The sequence below is a fragment of the Colwellia sp. RSH04 genome, from assembly GCF_003545765.1.
Classification (GTDB): domain Bacteria; phylum Pseudomonadota; class Gammaproteobacteria; order Enterobacterales; family Alteromonadaceae; genus Colwellia.
On record NZ_QXIO01000004.1, the window covers coordinates 23519 to 47137 of the forward strand.

Sequence of the window (23619 nt, forward strand, 5' to 3'; positions counted from 1 at the left end):
TCTCCGCCTGCTATGCTAGAACCAAACTTCATTAGCAATGTAATTGAGCAAGTAACACCATTTCATTTTACTTGCTCAATAGTTAACTTAAGGTAACTAAAATGACAATGTCTGATCCATCATCAGAAAATACAACCTTTTACATTGAGCCAATAGCTCAAACAAGTGCCGCAAAATGGAGTTATATTTCCCTCGTATTTTCCTTGTTTTATTTTTTAAACATGATTATCAGTTACGACCGTTATACAGCTAATGAACTAGCCGTTGCTTTGATTATTTATATAGCTTTTATAATCGCCTATATTAAAGCAACTAAACTGACAGGTAAGGCAGTTATTCAACCTGTTGTTGCCATTATTGCGCTATCAGCCTTTGGGGCATCCGTAAATCCAGGAACTAATGCATTATTTGGTTTTGCTGCCTTTTTTAGTGGCTATTATTTTCAACGAAGATTTGCCGTATCTTTGTTAATACTTAACTTAATCGCACAAATAACTTCAGCCATGGCTCTTGATCTCTTATCCCCATACTACCTTGGGCCTTCTTTGGCTTGTTCACTTAGCTTATTTGTTTACGGTGTTTTTAGTCAAAAAGAATATTTACATGCTTGTATTCAATACAAAAATAAAGAACAAATTGAACAGCTTGCCGCCATTGCCGAGCGTGAAAGAATCGCACGTGATATGCATGATTTACTCGGCCATTCGCTTTCATCCATAGCATTAAAATCAGAATTGGCTGAAAAGCTATCAATCAAACAAGAGTACGCGAGCGCGCAAAAAGAAATCGCTGAAGTCGCCGATTTAGCACGAAAAACATTATCTGAAGTCAGGTGTGCCGTTACGGGTTTAAAACAACATGGCTTAATTGGTGTGCTTGAAAAGCTAACCAGTGAATTAAACCATATGGCCTTTGATGCTAAACTTTATCACGATACAAGCGACCTGCCTCCTAAAGTGGAATCTACCTTAATTATGCTGAGTAAAGAGTGGATCACTAACATTTTAAGACATAGTAACGGTAATAGCGTTTCGATCTCAGTAACCTCTGATAATAAAGAAGCCAAATTACATATTGGTGATAATGGTCAAACCGATAACATAACACCAGGAAATGGCATAGAAGGCATGCGTTCACGTATCGCGGAGCTCAATGGCCAATTACAAATTAATCAAGAAAGTGGCGTTAAGTTATCTGTTACCATCCCATTAGTGGTTGAATCGAGCAAACAGTTCATTGATGAGGAGCCTTTACCACTATGATTAAAGTACTTGTTGTAGAAGACCAAGCATTAGTTCGTGGCGCCATAGCCAGCTTACTGTCATTAGAGGATGATATCGAGGTTGTAGCGCAAGCAGAAAATGGCCAAGTAGCACTTAATCTGCTTAATGATATAGACGTTGATTTCATTTTAAGCGATATTGAAATGCCTATACTTTCGGGTTTAGAGCTGGCCGAAATTGTTATAGCAGATCATCAAAAGATAGACATGCTTATCATGACAACTTTCTCTAAATCAGGTTATATAAAACGAGCCATGGCACTTGGCGTAAAAGCCTTTATTTTAAAGGAGTCGCCCACCGAGTATTTAGTTTCGGCCATTAAAAAAGTAAAAGCCGGTGAACGTGTTATAGCGCCTGAACTCGCTTTAATGGCGCTGAATGATAACGACCCCTTAACCAATAAAGAACGTAAAGCAATAAAGCTCGCTGGTGATGGGCTAACCACAGCCGAAATTGCCACTGCGTTATTTTTATCAGAAGGTACGGTAAGAAATTATCTTTCTGAAGCCATTTCAAAGTTAAATGCTACAAATAGAATCGATGCTGCAAGAATCGCCAAGCAAAAAGGCTGGATTTAGGTGCACTAAGCGATTTATAACCCGCATTATAACTGTTTGCCTGCGATTTGAACGCCTTCAGGTATTTTGTACCAACTTAACTTTTCACTCACCCAAATATGTACAGTAGGTTCAAATATAGAGGCATCAGCTAAACTCACAGGTTTTAATTTTAGCTTTATCGTTTGTGGTTCATCAGGGTTGTAATGATAAACTCTATTTCCGCATGTAGGACAAAACTTTGCATGATTTCTATTGCCGCTATCTGAACTTCGACTCCACTCTTTCAACTCTCCTTGAAACTCAATCGCAGAAGAGTCAAACACTGCTGTAACGCTAAATGGGCTTGAAGACAATTTTTGACATTCAGTACAGTGACAAGCTAAAACCACTTTGGGCTTTTCAAACAATTTATAAGTTAACTGACCACATTGACAAGCCCCTTCAATAAGATATTCCATAAGCTGTTTCCTCGAAAAATAATTAAACTAGATATAAACGTATAAGAAAAATGACGTACTAAAAATTATAGTTTTTTAACACTATAGCCCTTTTGTTCAAGTAACTTCACTACACTTTTATCACCAATTAAATGCCCAACACCGACAAGCACAAATTCTTTGTCATTGTCGTTAAACATCTTCTCAATTAAAGGAACCCAGTTTTTATTGCGATCAACAAGCATGGTTTGGTAGCTTTTAGGGTCTTCTTTCATCGGTTCAATCACTAGCTTTTCTAGTGCTTTAATATCGCCAACGCGCCATGATTTTATCATCTGACTAAACATCGTTTTAAAGTCTTCCATTTGAGATAAATTCATCTTAATAAATTTATCTTCATGTCCCTGCCCCATACTAGCAAGCATGTTCATTTGAAAATCAGCCGACTCTAAATATTCAATCGCTTTAGCATCTTTTAACGCTTTTTGATTAAAGTAGGCATCGACACCATCACCTGATAATTGTGCACGCTGCGCTTCTAACATTGCCATCATGGTAATAATAAAACCAGGCTTGAAACCATTTAAGGTATTAATATCAGCACCAAAGCCAGCAAGGTAATCAGACAACTGGCGATAGGTCGATTTTGATAATACACCTGATAACGTCTGCCCATTTTGATATAACATCATCTGCATCATTTTCATTTGAAAAGCAGTATCAGTCGCTTCAGGCAGTTTAGCCTCAAGCACTATGGCATCACTTTTTTGATAAGCATTAGTGAACTCTTGAGGTAACGGAAATTCAGACACAGGCAATATATGGATGGTGCCGCCTAAATAGATAAAATCATTATCTTTAGAAACCTTCCATACTGATGTATTTGCTGCAGCATCATTTGAGGTTAAGCCGCTTGCCAGTGTTACTAGCGTTAGCAATAGTGTTGAGATTAGTTTAATGTTCATGTATTCCCTATTATGTGATTTGAAATTCCTAGTGCTTACTATATAGCGAGCACTTATCAGGAGCAATGAAGAAAATATTTTTGCTGTTAATCACTTGCCTGACTTGGTAGTCTAACGACTTCAAAGGTAAATAAATAATGACAACTGTGCGGCTTTTTAAACTTTCTATTCTCTTTCTATTGGTCTTTATCACTGCGTGTACAGGGCTCACATCAAGTGATGCTATTTATCATAATCGTTTTCAATTCGAGCAAGTAAAAACTTACAGCATATATCAACAAAATTCTGCGTTTGCCGAGAGTCAAAATTTAAGTAGAGCTATGCGAAATAGCATTGAAATTGCCATTGAAAAAAATATGGAACAACTTAATTTTTCATATGTAGACGTTAAAGATGCAGATCTCATCGCTACGTATCATATTTTTACCAATGGTAGAGACTTTTCTATTTATAATAAATCAGTACTCTTTTGTGAATATTGTTTAAAAGCCAACGCATGGAAAGAAACAGATGGTGAGTTGAATATAAAGCCTGGTGGTTTGATCATTGATCTTGTTGACCCAGATAAAAAGCGTTCTGTGTGGCGCAGTACACAGGCTCTTAAAATAAAAACAAAAGATAATAGCCAAGAAGTGAATGAAAAAATTCAATACGCGGTATCTTCAATGCTTAAGCAATACCCCAAATAAAATAATTCATTTATTTGGCTACCAAATACAACTATTACTGCAAAACACTTCTCAAGTAAGTTCTCGCGCTTTATAATGTCGACCTTATTAGCATAACAAGTTTACATTATTATGAATTTCCCGAACGATGAAACAGGCCAAGTGCTTAGTGAAATGCAGCAAGCTGGCATTGATTTATCAATAGAACATGATGTAGTTTTTTTTCATTTATTTGAACAAAAATCGCAAGCAGAGGCGATGGCTGAGCATTTAAAACAAGTTATGCCTAATTTATCTCTGAATATACATCCTGATGAGACCCCCAATGTTTGGGATTTAGATTGTACAATCAAAATGATACCTTCCCATCAAGCTATTATTGAACAGGAAACAAATTTTGAACAAATTGCCGCTAAGTTTTCAGGTTACAATGATGGTTGGGGAATAGAAGCCTAATCTTCGGTTTTAATAATAATTCATGATGTCTTTCTATATAAAAAAATACATAACTTATCTTACTATTTTTGCAGAGTCAGTTGCGCTATCACTTTGTCAACAACATGGGAATACCTTCAACAAATTTCGCCGTTTCTTTAGTATTCGTATCGTGCGAAGTGTTGGAGGAACAGTAAAATTAGTAGGCTCAATAGATTCTGATACTGACATACTTATTGCTAATCATCAAAGTATGGCTGATATATTCGCGCTAGAAGAAGTGCTTGGGAATGACGTTAGATTTATTGGTCGTACCGGTATTATGGATAAGTGGCCAGTATCACGCATTGTCGATATGGTTGGTCATATTACTGTCGATCAAAAAGATCGCCGTGCTATTATCAAATTACTTAAAGACGTAAAAGCATGTAAAGGGAAAAAAGTAGTTATATTTCCTGAAGGCACACGGTCGCAATCAGGTAAAATAGAACCCTTTGAAGCAGGTACTAAAGTGTTAGTAGAGAAGCTTCAGCTAAAAGCACAACCTGTGGTGATTAAAAACATTCTTTCGGTGTATAACGAGTCAGCAAAAACAGCCCAAACAGGCGTTATTGAAATTGAAGCCTTACCCGCTATTACTATTGAAAACGGTTGGTATGAAAAAACACATCGAGATATGAACGAATTATTTTTGATTAAATAACCTCAACATCTTTTATTCCTTGTTTTCCTGCTCAGGTATATGAAAAGCGGGAAGTGATACTCGCCAATAGATTGCGGCAAGTCGCAATAATAGTGCTGCAGACATTGACACGATAATAGCTTGGTTTTCACTCCAACCTAACCAGTCAAACAATATATATAAACACCCCCCTAACATAGCGGCTAAGGCATAAATTTCTTGCCTTAGTATCATTGGTATTACATTACAAAGCACATCTCGAATCATACCGCCAGCGACCCCGGTTATTGTCCCTAAGACAATCGCCACGGGTATTGGCGCACCTAAATAAAGTGACTTTTGTGTCCCTAAAACAGCGAATAAGGCTAACCCTAAAGCATCTGAAACAAGCAGGAATCGTTTTGGTATACGTTTAGGTTGCCTAATCAACACAATAGTTAGCAAAGCAGTCGCTAAAATAACATAAAGATAATAGGGTTTAGCGACCCAAAAAACTTGTGTTTGTAAAATAACATCACGAATAGTACCGCCGCCAATCGCCGTAACAGACGCCAAAACGACAACACCAAAAGGGTCTAACTGATAGCGACCCGCCATTAATGCCCCTGAAAAAGCAAAAACCACTATGCCAAAAATATCTAGATAAAAAAGTAGTTCACTCATATTAGTCACTTACAAAGCTTAGAGCATGTTGATCTTTGCTGATATTTTCAGCAATAAGCTATGTTTATCAATACTAATTCCGCTAGTGTTAAAAATAGCCATTGCCCGAAAGGCTGCGGTTTTATCTCTCAGCTGAATGATTAAACGAAGATAATCGCGCCCTAATGGTTAATTACTGAGTTTTTACTGTAGGCAATTCAGCAGCAACCCAACCGTTCATATCGCCCGCAAGGTGATAAAGATTAGAGAAACCATTTTCAGCTAGAATATGTTCCGCAATACCCGCTCTTCGACCTGAGCGACAATAAACAACAACTTTTTTGTCTTTATAAAGAGCCAACTTAGTTAAATTTTCTTCTACGGTATCATGACTAACATTAATGGCACCTTTAATATGGCCTTCATTAAACTCTGCTTCGCTTCTTACATCGAGCACAACAACAGTACTTTTGTCTTGGCTGATTGCTTCAATCAATGCTTGCTGCGACATTACGGGTGTTTGACCAGCGAATGCATTTACCATAAAAATACTGCTTACAACAAAAGTAACAGTAATAAAAAAGGTTTTGATAGTATTTATGTTCATCTGTTTATCTCATTTAATAAAGTATATATTTAACCTCAGCTCGGGATAATAAATAGCTCCGTAGCTGCTATTTTTCCTAGCTGGGTGATATCACACTACTGATTATCGCTATAGCAATTACGGCAATAAAGCTCAGATAGATCACCAACTTAATTTCTTTATTCGCATGAATAATATCTGTCGCTTGAGGTTGCTTTGCTAGGTCGTTAAAGCTTGTGCGTCTTAATTTATATTGATTATACATGGCAACGCCGCCAAGTTTAATTTCTAATATCAAAGCAAATAACTGTAAGGCATAGTTATTATTTAACTGGTAAAAATAAGGGCTACTTAACCGCCTAAAAAGTAAGAAGTTATTACCTAGACTTAGCAATAATAATAACATTGAAAATATTCGAACTGGCAACCACTGAATAAACTCAACGAGAACTTTTGCTGCTCGACCAAAGGCTTCATACTTGGCTACCTTTACATTCCAACTATAGTGCATCTCTAAGAGTAAACGAAAACAAAGAGCAGCCAACGGCCCTATGCTCAAATAAAGGCATGCTACAACATACGCCTGCTGTAACGTTTTCAATAACTGCATTTCAATCGCCGCTTTACTTAGCCCAACAGGAGACAGTTTATCGGTATCTCGTAAACACCATTGAGATAAGGTTTGTTTGGCTTCATAACTTTGATTAGCAACGAGATCTTGAGCTATTTTTTTTGTCGCTGACTGAATACCAAAAGAACCCAAGGCAAAATAAAGTAAAAGGCCATACCAAAGCTCGCGTACTTCAACAAAGTCTTCAAATAGCCATAATATTACTGCTAAAGGTGACAAGGTAACCACTACCGCAATAAAACCCACAACTTTTTTTTGTTGTTGACTATTTTCGAGTTTATTTACCTTTTGACTTAATTGATGACAATAGAATTGAAAAAAGCGCAGTGGCTCATGGCTGCCAAGCCGAGTCACAAACGCCTTTATCGCAATAACAACAAAGAGAATTAACACACTATAACTAAAGCTATTTAACTCAGGTAATGTGTCAAAAGTCATTATTAATTCACTGTAGTTAACTGACTAAACTGTAATTGTGCCAGCATATTTAACACTAACTGTGATGAGTTTACTGACGCTGTCTCTAAATACTCTTCAAAACTTTGAGGTGATTCTTTACCTGCAATATCAGATAACGAGCGAATAATTACAAAGGGTGTTTTAAACTGTAAACAAGCCTGTGCAATAGCTGCACCTTCCATTTCAACAGCGGCCATATTAGGGAAGTTATGCTTCGCTTTAGTGATATCTTCTTCTTTAGTCATGAAGGTATCACCCGTCGTAATTAACCCTGATATGGCACGAATAGAAAGCTTATTGTCTGTGGTTAGTTGCTCAATACCTTTTTCAGCGGCAGCTACTAATTGTGGATGAGGCAAATAAGCCGCGGGGTTTGCAGGCAGCTGACCTATTTCATAACCAAAAGCGGTTACATCAACATCGTGATAGCGTACTTCAGAACTAACAACAATATCTCCCACTTTTAATGAGGGGTCAAAACCACCCGCAGAGCCAGTATTCACGACATAATCAACACTAAACTTGTCAATTAAAACTGCCGTAGCCAACGCCGCTGCAACTTTACCAATGCCTGATTGCACAATAACAACCTCATTGCCATTTAATTGCCCTTGATAAAACAAGTATCCTGCATGTTCGGTAGTTTTCTCGTTATGTAATTTAGCTTTTAAAATAGCAACTTCAGGCTCCATCGCCCCAATTATACCTGCTTTCATTTATTTTCCTGTCGATGTGTATTTTAACTTACTGTCATTATAAAGGATTTTAAGTAATTTAAGCACGGGTTAAACGGATAAATCACGCTAACAGCCATCAGTAACCATACCTGTTTTAGGAAAGTCACCCAATTCATCATTATAATAATAGCTATAACATAAATCTGAAAGCTTCATTCCTTCAAACCAAACCAACACTAGGCCTCGATTTGTTGTGGCAATGGGCAAGCTGGGAGCATTACGTTGATTGCCAACACCACACAAATCATTTTTCGTACAGGTTTGGTTAGTTGGTGTATAGCCAATTTCTTTGCCTATGTTAAGTGCATAGCGCCAAGTGTTATTCCAGTGACCTGTCGGATAGCTACCTTTAATTTGAATAGTATTACCATCGATATCTATGGTGCCATCTTCAAATTGTTTAATAATACTTTTACTGTGCGTTAAGCTTGCAACCGACTTAAATGAAGCCTGTACCTGACTGAGAATACTTATGCGGCTTTCGCGCTTTAGTTCTATAAACTTAGGCGCTGCAACTACTGCCAATATACCAAGCAATACGATCACAACGACTAATTCTATCAGGGTAAAACCATTGTTTTTATGCATCTAAGCTTGGCTACATTATTATTAAGGTAAAGGTTTACTCTACCTGAATAATATAAAAAGCTTAAGAGGAAATTAGCAATACAAACAGTTCAGTGCTTTTCACAAAGCACTGAACATATGTGAAATTAATGAGGTAGGGCTGCTGTAGGGCTATGTAAATTGGTTTCTAATTGCCCTAATTGACCTTGCGCAGCTGCAGGGGTTACCGCACCTGTATTTTTACTTCTCGCCTTAACAAGCGGCGCAGGAATGACCCGGCCTTTTATTTTAGGTTGAGGTTTTAAAGCAGCACCTCTATTTGCTAACAACCGATTATGAATACATGCACGAATTTCATCAAGCGTATAATTAGCCTTTACTTTAATCCTCAAATGAGGGATAGAGGCTGCTTCTAAAGAGCCACTCACAAACCAATCTTTTTTGACCTTATAGCCTTTACCTTGTGTATCAACCAAATCAATAGCCCCTAGTAAAGTCATTGAACTTCTATCACAGATAACAAAATCGAGAAATTTTCCTTCTGCATTAGCAGCTGCTGATTGACTTGCTCTGTTTGAAACACCTTGTCTAATCGTAACAATATCTGATAGTTTCACGCGATTAAGCACGCGATATTTTGGCCCCATGGCTTGTTCTACCAAGTTTTGAAAGTTTTTTTCTGCAGGTGTAAAAATAGTATTTTTACTATCGAAAGGAAAAGGAAAACTGTTGTCATTTAATCGGCTAGCTAAAACTGCCACCACGACAATTAAACTAATTAAAGCAAATAATATAAATTCCATAAACATCTCCAGCATTCAATTTCTTGACGCTTTACTAACAAGCGCACTACGTATTTCTACTTAAGCAGAAATTATGCCAGAGATGTAATAGTGACGATTTAACTTGGGTACTTTTCTTCTAAAGCCTTATACAACTGTTGTTGGAAATCATCAGCACTAGTCTCTAATTCTGTAACAAGTTTAGCTAACACTTCATTGTCTTCTTCACCATGCCATATTTTAATGTAGGTGCCCTCTTTATAACCGTGATCTTGGCGGAAGAAGTTCAAGGTATTCTTACCCACATATTGACGAAATAGCTCGTTTAAATCCATGTTCATCAAGCTCATGCAATCAGCAAGTGCTTTAGCATCAAAGGCTTTGTCAGTTACCGCAGCTGAAGCTAAGTTTTCTAGCGCTATTTTAAAGTCACTTTCACCAGTACCTTGGTGCAATTCTTTTGCTAATTGGTGAGAAATAGATTCTACACTTTCGTTTTGTAATAACCGTAAACTTAAACCAAAATGAAATATATCAACTAACTCTAATTGCACTTGAGCAACATCAATCTCTTGGTGTTTCCACCATTTCCAACCATGATGGTCTAACATTTCAGCACACTCTACCCAAATAGCTCTGTACCATTCATAGCCATTATCACGCCAAGTTTCACTTACTCGACTATTCATAGCATCTTGCATAGTTAGCATCTGGTTAATCTGCTTTTCGGCAATAGATATTGCTTCAGAAAGTTGTTCGCTCATGGGGGTAAAATCACTTATTATTTGTTTTGAAAAGAACAGCTATTTTGCCGTAGGTTGCCAGAACTAACAAGTACAAATTAGCTTTGGGTTATAGGCGGTAACATTTAAATTTTATCGCACGTAATGAGTATATTTAGAACGTTGTAACTAAAATGAATACTGCTCTATAAGTTTCTCTAATTTTTTTTGATTTTCAGGCAAGACAAATTCATTATTGAGTATATTTAAAAAAGTATGTAATTCAGGTAAATCAGAATTTAAAGCGAGATAAAAAGGTTGAGCTGCCGTGCAGCCTACGTTTCTAATACCGGTTAGGTCTAGGCGATTAGATTTTGCTTGCCAGTTCAACACCAGTTTGTCTGCAACAATCACATCTACTCGCTGTTTTTTCAACATCGCAATTAATCGAAGTAGCCCTTGATCGCCACTTAAAGAAATTATTTTTTCACTTGATTGATTAAAACTAACATAATCATCTATCTCTTTTTGGTAACCATAGCCCTTAATAACTCCTAAGGTTAAGTTATCAAGACGTAAAGGTGATTGATATCGCCAATGACTTGCTTGATGACTATAAAAACACACTTGAAAATTCGCAATTGGATGTTCAGTAAAGGATAAATTAGGGGCTTCAGCATGAGTAGCAGTCAGTAACCCATCAACCGTTTTATTTTCTGCTAGGCGAACTGCTCTTGCCCATGGGTAACTTTGTACTGATAAATGAATATTGTGTTTAGCTAGAATATCAGAGAGGTACTTCCCTATAAGATTACCTTTATCACCTTGTGATACACAGGTATAGGGACACCATTGTGTCGTTGCAAGTGTTAATTGTTTTTGATTATCGTTCGCATAAGCTATAAAACTACATGCTGTTAGAGTCAAATAACAAACATAAATAATAGCTGATAAAAAACTCGGCTTATATAACTTCAAAAAATTTTCACAGTTAATAAAGTTTTCATATAAGATATTTTAGCTCAGTTTAAAATAAAAATGCTGGTGTTTACCTTAATTAACTCTCTTAATAAAGGTAAACACCAGCATAAATTCTATTCATTCAAACGTCAATTTAGTAAAACTTACTTATTTGCTCTTTTAGCACGAACTAAGCCCATTAGCGCTAAACCAAATAAAGCAATACCTGTAGGTTCAGGAATATCTTTAGGCTCATCAATAGCAACACCATCAATAGAAATACCATCAAAAGCTAAGCCTGAATCATAAGAACTATCGGTCCAGTTAGTAACACCAAACTCAAGGTAGTAATTACCGCTATTTAAAATGCTGTAATTTGATTGAACCCAACCAGTATAACCGCAGCCTGCCGAAAAACATTTCCCACTATCAGCACCCAGTACCGACCATGCTGGTGCCCCACCAATAATTTCAACACTACCAGGCGTAAGTGTTGCTTCTGGTAACGGCATATTTTCACCTGGTACAATATTGCCAGATTTCATAGTACGCGCAGTAAATAACATAGCCACCTGTTGTAAGCTATCATCTAATAACCTTGCCCAGCCATAGTCAGCAAAACCACCGCCATCACTAGTTACGTAATTGAAGAAAAACTCTAAATCATCACCTGCATCAGCAGCAAATAATGTTGACAATAACACTGAACCTTCTTTGCCAATAATACCTGGTAAACCAGTACCACTAACACCATTGGCCGTTGATACCCAACCATACTGATCGTTACCCGTAGGCGGTGCTACAACCACACCATTGGCTGCATCTGCACCACAATTGCCTGTGCAATCCCAGCCTGCTGGAATACCGCTATCAAACGTACCTTGCATTGCTGTTGCAGAGGCTGTTACTGAAAATACTAAAGATAATGCGGTACCCGCAATAACCTTTTTCGAGTTTTTTAAAAAATTTTGCATATTCCCTTCTTCCTTTGGGTTAAAATCAACCAGCACTAAGCAAAAATCTAGCCAACAATATAAACCCATCAAGAACAATTACTTAATGATTCTTTTGCATGTACAAAGGTAAAAATGTAAAAGAAGCTGACATCCTTATCATTATCTCTACATTCATTAATCTTGACTAAATAGCTTTTTTCGCACCATTGCACGATAATGTTTAGGGGTTAACCCTAAATGAGTTTTAAACAACTTAGTCAAATGTCCTTGATCTTGATAACCCACATGAATAGCCACCTCTTGAATGGTTAAATTACTTGAAGCTAATAAATCTTTTGCTGACTCAATTCTAAGTTGCTGCCAATATTGTGTTGCTCTAACACCCACCGCCGCTTTAAACCGCCGCGTAAATGAGCGCTGACTCAAGCCAAATTGCTCAGCAACTTCCGCTAAACTTAATTCTGAATGTAAATTAGTCCTTAACCAAAACTGAATTTGCGCAATTAGTTCATCAGCATGGCGGTCAACTGCTCCTTCAAGATAGCGTTGTTCTTCATAGGGTTTTCTAATTTCATGTGAGAAATTCCGTTCAACATTTTGTGCTGCTGCCCTGCCATAAGTTTGCTCTATAATATGTACAATAATATCGGCAAGCGCGTTCAAACTCGCTGCGCAATATATCCGTTCAGATTGAGTAATAAAAAAGTCGGGTTTTAACTCAACCCTTGGATAATCACGCTTAAATTGTTCACCATAATGCCAATGAGTTGTTGCAGGGTGGTTATCAAGCAAACCTGATTCAGCTAGAAAGCAAACACCAGTACCTACGCCGATTAAGGTACTACCATGCTGCCAACAATGATTTAGCCATTGAATTAATCGTCCTTGCTTTCTTATTACAGGTCTTGGGTTTCGCCACAAGCTAGGAACTATAATAAAATCAGGAATTGTTCTATTAAGCCCACTATCCGCTAACACTTCATCAGCCACTAAACTCATTCCTGCTCTTGAACGAATCATCGCATCACTATCACTTACAAACTGTGTTAGTAATGTGTTCGCTGATTGATTATAACGTTTAGCAAATGCTTCACCCGCTAAAAGCATTTCAACAGGTAAGGTTAAACTCGTTGCTAAAACATGCTGGTATATTGCTAAACTGACATTTAAGTGGTCTGGCATTATTTTTGGTTTAGTCATATTGATTACCTCTACAATCACTATTGGCCATTATGACATATTTTTAGGCCGTTATAGCTGATAAAATATTTACATGACTGTTTAAAATAACCTTAATGAATTTAGTTCTTAATATTATTTAGGTTTTTCTATGACTGCTTTACCTTTAATTGTTGGCATGGGTGGTATTAATGCTGCTGGCCGTACGTCTTTTCATCAAGGTTTTCGTCGAATCGTTATTGATAAATTAACAGCACAAGCGCGCCAAGAGACAATGCTGGGTTTAGCCAGTTTAATGAACTTAGTATCACTTAAAGATGGCCAACTTGTTGACGGTGAGAATAACCCCGTTGCCCATGAAGAGATTGAAACTAAATTTGGTCAACAGATTCTTGCTGGTACGCTTATTCGAAAAATAGAAAAAAACCATTTCGATCCCGATGCAACGCACGGTCATCAAAAAATGAATCTAGCCCCGACAGAACAACACATACAATTCGAACTGAAAGCGAAAGAACTACCCAAACCACTACCGGCATCTTGGATAGTTACTGAGCTTGATTCTGGGCGTGTCAGCGTAGAAATCCCTGAGCAATTAACGATTACTCATGATACTTACCGTAACAATCCTATTAAAGCTGCCGGACAAATGCCTACCGGCTTTTTACCTGAAAAGCTTTACAATAGCCGTTATCAGCCACGTGGTTTGCAGGCGACTATTTTTGCCGCGACTGATGCTATTCGCTCTACAGGCATTGAATGGGATGCCATTTTAGAAAAAATCACCCCAGATCAAGTTGGAGCTTACTCAGCTTCTGTCGCAGGGCAAATGCAGGATGAAGGCTTAGGTGGTATGGCAAAAAGCCGCTTATTGGGTTCACGTGTTAGTACTAAGCAATTAGCACTTGGCTTAAATACTATGTCAACTGACTTTATAAACGCATACGTCACAGGCAATGTTGGCACTACTTTTACTTCATCAGGTGCTTGTGCAACTTTTCTTTATAATTTAAGAGCTGCCGTGCATGATATTCATGCAGGTCGTGTTCGTGTTGCTATTGTTGGCAGTAGTGAAGCACCGATTACACCAGAAATTGTTGAAGGGTTCGGTAATATGAGTGCTTTGGCTAATGAAGAAGGTCTTAAAAAGTTAGATGCTGCAGAGCAAGCTGATCATCGAAGAACCAGTAGACCTTTTGGTAGAAACTGCGGTTTTACCATAGGTGAAGGCGCACAATTTGTTGTACTGATGGATGACGCATTAGCACTAGAAATGGGTGCAAACATAATGGGTTCAGTCGCTGATGTATTCATTAATGCTGATGGATTCAAAAAATCAATTACTGCACCAGGTCCAGGTAACTATATTACCATGGCAAAATCCGTTGCCTTAGCCGAGCAAATACTAGGTAAAGAAGCCTTACAAAAACGCAGCTTTATTTTGGCACATGGTTCAAGTACACCACAAAATAGAGTTACTGAATCGCTTATTTATCATCGTATTGCCGAGTCATTTAATATTGAAAATTGGCCAGTAGCGGCGCCAAAAGCTTATGTAGGCCATACAATAGGGCCAGCAAGTGGTGATCAAATGGCAATGGCGTTAGGTGTATTTCACGACAATATTATGCCTGGTGTTACTACCATAGATGAAGTCGCAGAAGATGTTCACAATCAACATTTAAATATTGCAACCGAACATTGGCACTGCCCCGATATGGATGTAGCATTTATTAATTCAAAAGGTTTTGGTGGTAATAATGCAACGGCAACAGTGTTATCAGCTAAAGTAAGCCTTGATATGCTATCAAAACGTTATGGTGAAAGCGCCATGACAACTTACCATGAAAAGCTTTCGGATGTTAAAAACGCGCAACAGCAATATCGAGACAATGCCAACCAAGGACAATTCGATATTATCTACAAGTTTGGTGAAGGCTTACTCGATGAAGATGCCATTGAGATAAACAATAAGCAATTAAGCTTCGCTGAGTATAAACACGCTATTGATTTGCCCAATAAAAATCCATTCAACGATATGGTATAAGCCCAATAATGTTTGCGAGGTTATACGTTATTACAGATATCTTAGCGTGTAACCTTAAGCAAATATTCGTTAGAATAAGTCTGTATAAGCAACTTTTAATGTGTTCTTTACGACCTAAATATTTGCATAATCATATGCCCCACCAACCTGTAAAGCTTTTTGATAAGCAGGCCTGTTTTGAATACGCTTCACATACGCAATAATTGTAGGGTAGCTTGGGTTATGTTTATTTTGTGAAGCCCACGCTTCTAAAGGAAAGCTCATTTGAATATCAGCACCTGTTAAAGTGTCACCTGCGAACCATTCATTTTCTTTTAAATGAATTTCAATCAGCGCTAAATTATCACCAATATTTTTTAGAACGTATCCATCCATAACTTTTTTAGCAATCCCTTTAGCAATAGGCTTAACAATAAATGGTAATGAACGCGCTACAATTTTTTTAAAAATTAAAGCTAACAATAACTGAGGCATCATTGTGCCTTCTGAAAAATGAAGCCAATACTTATATTGCCAATAACTACTGCTTTTCACAGCTGGTATAAACGATGAGTCACCATAAGTTTCACTGAGATATTCAATAATGGCACCTGATTCAGCAATCATTTTTTCACCATCAGTAATGACAGGAGATTTGCCTAAGGGATGAACCTGTTTCAATTGCTCTGGTGCTAAATTTGTTTTGGGGTCTCGTTCATAGTGTTTAACTTGGTATGGAATTTTTAGTTCCTCTAACGCCCAAAGAACACGTTGCGAACGTGAATTATTTAAATGGTGTACTGTAATCATATATTTCCTAATTGCTTATCTGTTGATTCAACCACCGATATTGGTATCGAATTTACCCAAAAAAAATACGTATCTCAGTGCAAAGAAGATCACACAAAATCAAAAAAATATCTGTATGAAATATCAGCATAAAGAAAACACTCACACAAATTAACTGTACATAAAAACAGTGCATGAGTTATGCTATAGCTATGTTGATTAAAAGCAAATCCTTGTGAAGTTATATATTGCTGAAAAACCAAGTTTAGGTCGCGCGATTGCGGCAGCATTACCTAAGCCCCATAAAAACCACAAAACTCATATTGAACTAGCCAATGGTGATATGGTGAGTTGGTGTATTGGTCATATTTTGGCGCAAGCTAATCCCGAAGATTACGACTTACAGTTTAAGAAATGGCAAATGGAAACCTTGCCTATTATTCCCGAGCAGTGGCAACTCAAGCCTATTTATCGCACTCGAAGTCAACTTACCGTTTTAAGAAAACTCGTAAAGCAAGCCAGTGAAATTATCCATGCTGGCGATCCTGATAGAGAAGGTCAACTACTCGTTGATGAAGTGATTGATTACCTAAAAGTACCTAAAACAAAAAAATTAAAAACTAAGCGTTTACTGATCAGTGATTTGAATTTATCCGCAGTAAAAAGGGCGCTTAATGCGCTTAAAGATAATAGCGAGTTCATGCCGTTATCGATTTCTGCACTAGCGCGCTCTAGAGCTGATTGGCTTTATGGAATAAATCTTACCCGCGCCTACACTATTCAAGGGCAAAAATCGGGTTTTAATAGCGTACTATCAGTGGGTAGAGTACAAACCCCAGTGCTTGGCTTAGTAGTGAAGCGCGAACAAGATATTGCAAACTTCGTCAGTAAACCTTTTTATCAGGTATTTGCACACTTACAAACCGAACAAAATGAATATTTTACAGCAAAGTGGCAACCGAGTGAACATTGCCAACCCCATTGTGATGAAGAAGGGCGTGTACTTAATAAAGCTTTAGCTGAAAATGTTATTAACCGCATCACTAATCAACCCGCTGTTGTTAATAAGGTAAGCAATGAGCAAAAGCAACAAAATGCTCCTTTACCTTTTAATTTATCAAGCTTACAAATTAGTGCCGCAAAACAGTTTTCGATGAATGCCAAGCTTGTTCTCGATGTTTGCCAAGCACTCTACGAAAAGCACAAGCTAATCACTTACCCGCGTTCAGATTGCCGATACCTCCCTAAAGAGCAATTTCATCAAGCCCCCACTATTGTTAAAATGCTTTGTCAAAGTAGCTTGCCTGCACAGCCACTATCAATACAACAGCAAGCAGAGCAAGCCAATACTTCCCTAAAAAGCAAAGCTTGGAATGATAAAAAAGTTACCGCACATCACGCTATTGTGCCTACCGAAAAGTCAGCCAACAACATAGCACTAAACCCTTTTGAAAAAAATATTTACGGGCTCATTGTTAGGCAGTATTTATTGCAGTTTTACCCTGCTTATCAATATCAACAAACCAAAATAACGGTCACAATTGCTAATGGCTTATTTACTTGTCAGCTTAATGAAGAAACTCAATTAGGTTGGAAAGCATTATTCCCAAAAAACAAAAAAGAACAGAATGAATCAACGCTAAGTATGCAAAAGCTTCCTTCTTTAACTAAAGGGCAAGTATTACAATGCACCAAGGGAGAGCTAATTGAAAAACACACCTCGCCGCCAGCATCATTTACTGATGCTAGCCTGTTAAGTGCTATGACAGGGATTGCGCGCTATGTTAAAGATGCGAACATTAAAAAAGTGTTACGAGATACTGATGGCTTAGGTACAGATGCGACAAGAGCAGGTATTATAGAACTGCTCTTTAAACGTGATTTTTTAAAGCGACAAGGCAAAACAATATTAGCCACTGAAACAGGTAAAGCGTTAATTAATGCCTTACCTGAGCATGCTACTTTGCCCGACATGACAGCCCAATGGGAAGCCTCATTAACGGCAATTAGCGAAAAGACAACAAGTTACCAGCACTTTATGGCCCCTTTAACACAAACCGTTACTGACATGGTAAATAGCGCTAGCCAACAAGACTTCTCTGGTTTACCGAAAGTGTCTTTTAAACCTAAACGTGGCAAAAAAAAGTTTGCTAAGAAGAAAGCAAGTTAAATGAAAGACAATGATTGATAATGATAATCAGATCCCTTTCATTTTTTATTGATTGAGGAAACTTCACAATAAAAGCACTTACAACAATGTTTGATCATTTAAGTTTTTAGTTATTAGCTGTGTATTAAAACCATTAATAATGACATTTCCAATCACAATTTTGGGTACTCCAGGGCTATTAATTGAAGCAAATAAATCATCAATAGTTTTATCACCCAACTCTATATCCCTTTCAGTAAATGCTATATTTTTTTCAGTGAGAAATTTTTTCGCTTTTTTACAATAAGGACACCATTGCGTAGTGTATATAACCACTTTATTATTTGTATTTTCAAAGTGAGCCTGTGTATTGGTTTGAATAAAAGCCGGTTCTTCATTGTATTTTTCAATACCATACTTAACTCCATACCCCATGGCTAAACCAACAGTTACAATTAAACCGTAGCTAATAACTTCTTTTATCTTATGCGCCCAACTATTTTGATTATCCATATCTCATTTTTCCTAATAAAAAATGCAGCACTAGGTACTGCATAGATAATTTAAAGTGTCACGGTATAGCTTATCTTTGACAATTTAATGCATTATACAAACAACGACTAAGTTGGCGATCACAGAATGTATAAGAAGCACCACTATTCATACATAATCTCTCTTGCTGTATACATGACTCATCACTCTGGCCATTACATTGACCATCAGGTCCCGCTTGTACCGTTAAAGCACCTAAACCTAAACCTAAACCTAACATCAACGACGCAATTTTTTTATTCATTGTTATATTTCCATACTTTTTATTTTATAAACTCTTAGCTTGTAAGCTAATTCCTTGATTTAATACTACTAAAAAAAATCATTTCCACCCTAACATTGATAATTTTCACTGTCCACAAAAATATATTGTATACACAACTATGGTTTTTATAACTTGCGAATAACATCATCATTAACTACTTCTATTTACTCGATTAAAATAATATTATGTAAAATATTAAGAAATTCGAACTGAAAATTGAGACTACCTTTATGATTATTCTGCAAAATGCTATGGAAAAAACCAACCTATACAAGTTGGATGAATTTGGCGTAAAAAACTATAACTATGGCATTTTAGGGCTACTATCTTTTGCCGTTTTTAGTGTATTAAATTTAAGTTTAGGCTATGTCGCCTATTTAGCTGAAATTACCGTTGAAACCTCACCTGTTCAAACCTATGCTGATGCGTTATGGCTTATGATGATGTCATCAACCACTATTGGTTTTGGTGATGTATATCCCGTGACTTTCATAGGCAGAGCAGCGGTCTTTGTGATGTTTATTTTAGGGGTCGGCATTTTAGGGGGAGTAGGTGCTATATTTGCCAACAAAATTTTTGGTTTTGCTGATACCAATATTAAAAACCGTGAATTAAGAAAACAGAATGAAGATATCTTTCAGCAAAATGCTGAGATTTATATAAAACTCGCTGAATTAGAAAAAAAACTAGAATCTATGAAGTAGTAGCTATTCACAATAAAAGACTATATTTTGATTTGAGCCCTATGATTTCTCTGCAAAGTGGTAAAGTTTTTAATCTATTTAATGATCTATTAAAGCTATTTTACTACACTAAAGATATGAGATCTTTACCCCTTATCTTTAGTTTCTTTGCTTTGCTCAGTTTACCTTTGCAAGCAAACCAGCAACAATTAAAAGTGGCTATGTTTATTGAGCCACCGTACGTTGAGTTTGTAAATGAGCAATGGGTTGGTGATAATATAGATATAATCAACCTTGTAACTCAAGATCTGAATATATCTATCGATTATATTCATTGCCCCTTTGCGCGCTGTTTAACCATGGTTAAAAATGGTCAAGCAGACATGATGATGAGTTTGTTAAAATCAGCTAAACGCGAAGAAGATCTCATTTTTATCGAACCACCGTATCTAATGCAGCATCATCCATTACGATTTTTTACCTTAAACTCGCGTCAGTTAACCATAAACCAATTAAATGATCTCGAAGGGCTATTAGTTGGCACTATACGTGGCGGTGCCTATTTTAAAGAATTTGATGAAAATAAGGCGATAAAAAAGGTTGCAGTAACATCACATGAACAATTAATAAACATGTTACTGAAGGGACATATAGACACTGTGATAGAAAGAGAAGAGTCGATAAAGCCACTGATTTCTTCGCAAGATTTTCAACAGAAAGTTTCATTAGCAAAATACCAATACAATCAGCCAGTAGGTAGTTATATCGTTTTTTCTAAGAAATCCACAAAGCAGGAACTTGCTCAACTTATTTCTGAACGGCTCAATGCTGCTATTCAAAAGGGGATTATTAACCCTAACCGACAATAGTCACCTAAAAAGGCTCTTCAACAAACTTCCAAGTATCTGCGCCATCAAAATACTTAATAGGTAAATCTTTGGTTACTTCCCTTGCTACTTGTCTAAAGTTTATTGCCATACGTGTTGAGTTTGCATCTACCACTGTGTAATGTGTTGTAACACCGCATAAAGGGCAGTGATGAAAATTAATCATCTTGTCTCCCCATTGATAGGTATTAGTAGGCACATCTTTATGAATCACTCTAATATCACGCGGGTTAAAGTATGCCCAACGAGCACCTATTCGATGGCATATTGAACAATTGCAGCAAGTAAGTGAATCAACCTTAGCTTTAATATCTATTTGCACATTGCCACAGTGGCAGCTTGCCTTAATCATCTTTTAATCCTATTAAGTTTTTATTGATTTATTTAACGATGTACATACCTTCGCTTTTTGGTCGACTCAGCTTAAACCCAAATTTTAAATACAGCTCTGGCACATCTGCCATCAAGGTGATGTAGGCTGTTGGCATAGCAGATTGATCAATATAACTCATCACGTATTCCATTAACATCGTGCCATAACCTTGGCCTTGATGTTTAGGATCAACGGCAACATCTACAATATCAAAATTAAGTGCACCATCCCCGACAACTCTCGCCATTCCTATTACCTCATTATTTAGGGTAATATGCACACCGTATAAACTATTAGGCAATGCCTTCTGTGCGGCCAATAAGCTTCTAGGGGTTAAACCAGACACTTTCCTTAACCTGACAAAATCTTCTGCTGAGACAACTTTTTCTATTATTTTGTGCAAAGAGTTCTACTCTAATTCATATGTCATGTAAAAATAAAAAGGCACATTATATCAATGTGCCTCTAGGAGGTTTTTAGCTCAATAAAATACGGAATTATTTCTTAGTGTATTTTTCTAACCACTTAAACACTTCTTCATACCAAACCACTAAATTATCAGGTTTACGAATATGATGATCTTCATCTGGGAACATCACTAATCGGCTATCAATGCCTTTTCGTTGTAGTGTAGTAAAAGCGCCTAAGCTTTGCGCGTAAGGTACACGATAATCCAATTCACCTTGTATTACTAACATCGGTGTTTGCCAGTTATTCACAAAAGCTGACGGGTTAAACTTATTATAATCATCGCTGACATTACCTTTATCATCGCCAAATAGTGGGCCTCCTAAATCATATTCAGGGAACCAGAGCTCTTCTGTTGATTGGTAGAAGCTTGGCATATCAAATAAACCTGCATGGTTAATAAGACACTTAAAACGATCAAACCAGTTTCCGGCAATCCAATTCATCATGTAACCACCGTAAGATGCACCTAACGCACAAGCATTATCACCATCTAACCATGGTTGATCTTTCACGATAAAATCGAGACCTTTTTGTAAATCTTCCAGAGGCTTACCGCCCCAGTCACGACTAATTGAGTGGGTAAATTCTTGGCCGTAACCTGTAGAGCCATGAAAATCAACCATCACTACACCATAACCTTGAGCTGCCCATAATTGAGCATTCCAACGGTAATGAAACATGTTACCAAAGCTACCTTGCGGGCCACCATGTACCAAGAAAGCAATAGGGTACTTTTTACCTGCTTCATAGTTTGCAGGTTTTAACCAATAGCCGTGAACTTTTTCATTGTTCCAACCTTTAAAATTAAACTGCTCGTAAGCAGCAAACTTAATGTCAGCGAGTTTACCTTTGTTTATTTCAGTTAATTGTTTAAAACCATAACCGTCTTGATTAATTGTGAAAATATCTTTCGGTGAGCCTAGTGTATGACGGGTAAAATAAATACTCTCACCATGAGTTAATACATCACCGTTAGAGCCTGTGCCATAGACTTTTTGTACTTCATTAAATTCAGGGGTAATAGCAAAAATACTTTTTTGACCAACATCTTGAGCCGTTACTAGTAAGGTCTTGTTATCATCCGCAAATTGAAGAGTACTAATTGAGCGATCCCACTTTGGTGCAACATCACGAATTTTACCTGAACGATTATCACGTAACTTCAAGCCAAACTTATCAGATTCATAGCCAGGAATCGACATCGCTTTATACGCTAAAAATCGACCATTTGATGAGTAAACAGGTGCGGTATCCCAAGCGGTATTTTCTGCTGTAATGTTCACCAGTTGATAATTTTTTTGCTCGCTTCTCTTTGTTAAATCAACTTCAAACAAATCATAGTTAGTGGTCCATGAATGATCTCTTGCAGCAACGTCACTTGATGAATCTTTTGCTGAAAAGACTAAAGAGGTTCCTTGGGGATGAATCGCTACATTGCCTATACCGGCAATATCACTTCGCCAATTCACCATAATATCATTCGCTTGGGTAATAACACCTTGTTCATTTGGTGTTGCGACAAATAAGTGCTCTTTATAATCGGTTAACCAAACATCCCAGTGACGCACCATTAGCTGATCGTATGCGCGAACATTATGTTTCTTGTCTTTATCCGCCTTACGCGCATCATTAGTACACGCTAATGTTTCACAACCTGGCTTAACCGTAATTGATAACGCAAACGTTTTACCGTTTTGAGAAACTTTAAAGCCATTGATATCAGCAGCTATGTCTGAAATTTGTTTCGCCTCTCCACCATTCAGTGGCAATTGCCATATTTGTGAGCTTCCGCTGCGCGAAGAGAGAAAATAGATAGATTGTCCATCATTAGCCCAGATCACATTGTGCTCAGACTTATCATGACTAGTTAGCTGAGTAATTTTTCCTGATTCAATCTCTTGACGATATAAATGATTATCAGCAGAGCTACTGCCCTTTTTAAGCCCGTAAATTAACGATTCGCCTTTAGGGGAAATAGTTACATCATGGAGTTGGTTTAATGTATTTAACTTTTCAACGGTGAGCACATCAGCTTGCACCGCATTAAAACTCGCTGCTAAGGTCAAACCCGCAGCAATAAATGATAATTTCATAAGTCTCTCGTTTAACGGTTACTATCGAATTAGATTAAGGTGCTTTGATAGGAAAAATCAGAATAAGGATTAAACCATCG

The 23619-nt window shown here is 37.3% G+C and carries 27 protein-coding genes; 9 read left to right on the forward strand and 18 right to left on the reverse strand.

What is annotated here, in order from left to right; genetic code table 11:
• Positions 1-101 precede the first annotated feature (101 nt).
• A complete protein-coding gene (locus D1094_RS07815) occupies positions 102-1262 on the forward strand; it encodes a sensor histidine kinase (RefSeq protein WP_118959547.1) in 1161 nt (386 codons plus the stop codon).
• Entirely contained in the window at positions 1259-1861 is a 603-nt protein-coding gene (locus D1094_RS07820; RefSeq protein ID WP_118959548.1) for a DNA-binding response regulator, read from the forward strand. The genes D1094_RS07815 and D1094_RS07820 overlap by 4 nt, the downstream gene beginning before the upstream one ends.
• Positions 1862-1887: 26 nt before the next feature.
• Here the strand turns inward: D1094_RS07820 and D1094_RS07825 are convergent, their stop codons facing one another.
• Positions 1888-2301 carry a GFA family protein gene (locus tag D1094_RS07825; RefSeq protein WP_118959549.1) on the reverse strand — a complete coding sequence of 138 codons (414 nt, stop codon included), beginning with the start codon at positions 2299-2301 and terminating at the stop codon, positions 1888-1890.
• 65 nt (positions 2302-2366) lie between these two features.
• A complete protein-coding gene (locus D1094_RS07830) occupies positions 2367-3245 on the reverse strand; it encodes a TraB/GumN family protein (protein WP_118959550.1) in 879 nt (292 codons plus the stop codon).
• Between the two features lie 137 nt (positions 3246-3382).
• Between D1094_RS07830 and D1094_RS07835 the strand changes: the two genes are divergently transcribed.
• From D1094_RS07835 to D1094_RS07845, 3 genes are all read left to right on the forward strand, one after another.
• Positions 3383-3934 (forward strand): DUF4136 domain-containing protein, encoded by a 552-nt coding sequence (locus D1094_RS07835; RefSeq protein WP_118959551.1) that lies wholly within the window; start codon positions 3383-3385, stop codon positions 3932-3934.
• 111 nt (positions 3935-4045) lie between these two features.
• Positions 4046-4369, forward strand: a complete 324-nt coding sequence (locus D1094_RS07840) for a ribonuclease E inhibitor RraB (RefSeq protein WP_118959552.1) — start codon at positions 4046-4048, stop codon at positions 4367-4369.
• A gap of 25 nt (positions 4370-4394) precedes the next feature.
• Entirely contained in the window at positions 4395-5051 is a 657-nt protein-coding gene (locus D1094_RS07845; RefSeq protein WP_259337869.1) for a lysophospholipid acyltransferase family protein, read from the forward strand.
• 12 nt (positions 5052-5063) lie between these two features.
• Here the strand turns inward: D1094_RS07845 and D1094_RS07850 are convergent, their stop codons facing one another.
• The 10 genes from D1094_RS07850 to D1094_RS07895 all read right to left on the reverse strand — a co-directional run bounded on the left by D1094_RS07850 (position 5064) and on the right by D1094_RS07895 (position 13272).
• Entirely contained in the window at positions 5064-5693 is a 630-nt protein-coding gene (locus D1094_RS07850) for a trimeric intracellular cation channel family protein (RefSeq protein ID WP_118959554.1), read from the reverse strand.
• Between the two features lie 172 nt (positions 5694-5865).
• Positions 5866-6279 carry a rhodanese-like domain-containing protein gene (locus D1094_RS07855; RefSeq protein WP_118959555.1) on the reverse strand — a complete coding sequence of 138 codons (414 nt, stop codon included), beginning with the start codon at positions 6277-6279 and terminating at the stop codon, positions 5866-5868.
• Between the two features lie 76 nt (positions 6280-6355).
• A complete protein-coding gene (locus D1094_RS07860) occupies positions 6356-7327 on the reverse strand; it encodes a cobalamin biosynthesis protein (protein ID WP_118959556.1) in 972 nt (323 codons plus the stop codon).
• Positions 7328-7329: 2 nt separating this feature from the next.
• Positions 7330-8064: a 5'-methylthioadenosine/S-adenosylhomocysteine nucleosidase gene (gene mtnN / locus D1094_RS07865; protein WP_118959557.1), complete on the reverse strand. Its 735-nt coding sequence runs from the start codon at positions 8062-8064 to the stop codon at positions 7330-7332.
• 87 nt (positions 8065-8151) lie between these two features.
• Positions 8152-8673 (reverse strand): type II secretion system protein, encoded by a 522-nt coding sequence (locus D1094_RS07870; protein ID WP_118959558.1) that lies wholly within the window; start codon positions 8671-8673, stop codon positions 8152-8154.
• Positions 8674-8798: 125 nt separating this feature from the next.
• Positions 8799-9455: a DUF2726 domain-containing protein gene (locus D1094_RS07875; RefSeq protein ID WP_118959559.1), complete on the reverse strand. Its 657-nt coding sequence runs from the start codon at positions 9453-9455 to the stop codon at positions 8799-8801.
• Positions 9456-9553: 98 nt separating this feature from the next.
• Complete coding sequence (locus tag D1094_RS07880; RefSeq protein ID WP_118959560.1) at positions 9554-10198, reverse strand: dUTP diphosphatase; 645 nt, start codon at positions 10196-10198, stop codon at positions 9554-9556.
• 147 nt (positions 10199-10345) lie between these two features.
• On the reverse strand, positions 10346-11083 hold the full coding sequence (locus D1094_RS07885; RefSeq protein ID WP_182440129.1) for an ABC transporter substrate-binding protein: 738 nt from the start codon (positions 11081-11083) through the stop codon (positions 10346-10348).
• A gap of 197 nt (positions 11084-11280) precedes the next feature.
• Positions 11281-12090 (reverse strand): NF038132 family protein, encoded by an 810-nt coding sequence (locus tag D1094_RS07890; RefSeq protein WP_118959872.1) that lies wholly within the window; start codon positions 12088-12090, stop codon positions 11281-11283.
• Between the two features lie 156 nt (positions 12091-12246).
• A complete protein-coding gene (locus D1094_RS07895) occupies positions 12247-13272 on the reverse strand; it encodes a GlxA family transcriptional regulator (RefSeq protein WP_118959562.1) in 1026 nt (341 codons plus the stop codon).
• A 130-nt stretch (positions 13273-13402) separates the two neighbouring features.
• Between D1094_RS07895 and D1094_RS07900 the strand changes: the two genes are divergently transcribed.
• Positions 13403-15298: a beta-ketoacyl synthase gene (locus D1094_RS07900; protein ID WP_118959563.1), complete on the forward strand. Its 1896-nt coding sequence runs from the start codon at positions 13403-13405 to the stop codon at positions 15296-15298.
• 114 nt (positions 15299-15412) lie between these two features.
• Here D1094_RS07900 and D1094_RS07905 read toward each other — a convergent pair whose 3' ends face one another.
• A complete protein-coding gene (locus D1094_RS07905) occupies positions 15413-16087 on the reverse strand; it encodes a glutathione S-transferase family protein (protein WP_118959564.1) in 675 nt (224 codons plus the stop codon).
• A 214-nt stretch (positions 16088-16301) separates the two neighbouring features.
• On the opposite strand from D1094_RS07905, the gene D1094_RS07910 reads away from it, so the two are divergent.
• Positions 16302-18236, forward strand: a complete 1935-nt coding sequence (locus D1094_RS07910; protein WP_118959565.1) for a DNA topoisomerase III — start codon at positions 16302-16304, stop codon at positions 18234-18236.
• Between the two features lie 78 nt (positions 18237-18314).
• Here D1094_RS07910 and D1094_RS07915 read toward each other — a convergent pair whose 3' ends face one another.
• Together D1094_RS07915 and D1094_RS07920 are read right to left on the reverse strand one after the other, a co-directional pair.
• Positions 18315-18728 carry a glutaredoxin domain-containing protein gene (locus tag D1094_RS07915; RefSeq protein ID WP_118959566.1) on the reverse strand — a complete coding sequence of 138 codons (414 nt, stop codon included), beginning with the start codon at positions 18726-18728 and terminating at the stop codon, positions 18315-18317.
• A gap of 70 nt (positions 18729-18798) precedes the next feature.
• Positions 18799-19011: a hypothetical protein gene (locus tag D1094_RS07920; protein ID WP_118959567.1), complete on the reverse strand. Its 213-nt coding sequence runs from the start codon at positions 19009-19011 to the stop codon at positions 18799-18801.
• Between the two features lie 251 nt (positions 19012-19262).
• On the opposite strand from D1094_RS07920, the gene D1094_RS07925 reads away from it, so the two are divergent.
• Positions 19263-19736 carry a potassium channel family protein gene (locus tag D1094_RS07925; RefSeq protein WP_118959568.1) on the forward strand — a complete coding sequence of 158 codons (474 nt, stop codon included), beginning with the start codon at positions 19263-19265 and terminating at the stop codon, positions 19734-19736.
• Between the two features lie 41 nt (positions 19737-19777).
• Complete coding sequence (locus D1094_RS07930; RefSeq protein WP_118959569.1) at positions 19778-20584, forward strand: ABC transporter substrate-binding protein; 807 nt, start codon at positions 19778-19780, stop codon at positions 20582-20584.
• Positions 20585-20588: 4 nt separating this feature from the next.
• Here D1094_RS07930 and D1094_RS07935 read toward each other — a convergent pair whose 3' ends face one another.
• The 3 genes from D1094_RS07935 to D1094_RS07945 all read right to left on the reverse strand — a co-directional run bounded on the left by D1094_RS07935 (position 20589) and on the right by D1094_RS07945 (position 23539).
• Complete coding sequence (locus tag D1094_RS07935; RefSeq protein ID WP_118959570.1) at positions 20589-20954, reverse strand: GFA family protein; 366 nt, start codon at positions 20952-20954, stop codon at positions 20589-20591.
• 28 nt (positions 20955-20982) lie between these two features.
• Positions 20983-21378 carry a GNAT family N-acetyltransferase gene (locus D1094_RS07940; RefSeq protein WP_118959571.1) on the reverse strand — a complete coding sequence of 132 codons (396 nt, stop codon included), beginning with the start codon at positions 21376-21378 and terminating at the stop codon, positions 20983-20985.
• 94 nt (positions 21379-21472) lie between these two features.
• Positions 21473-23539: a S9 family peptidase gene (locus tag D1094_RS07945; protein WP_118959572.1), complete on the reverse strand. Its 2067-nt coding sequence runs from the start codon at positions 23537-23539 to the stop codon at positions 21473-21475.
• Positions 23540-23619: the final 80 nt, after the last annotated feature.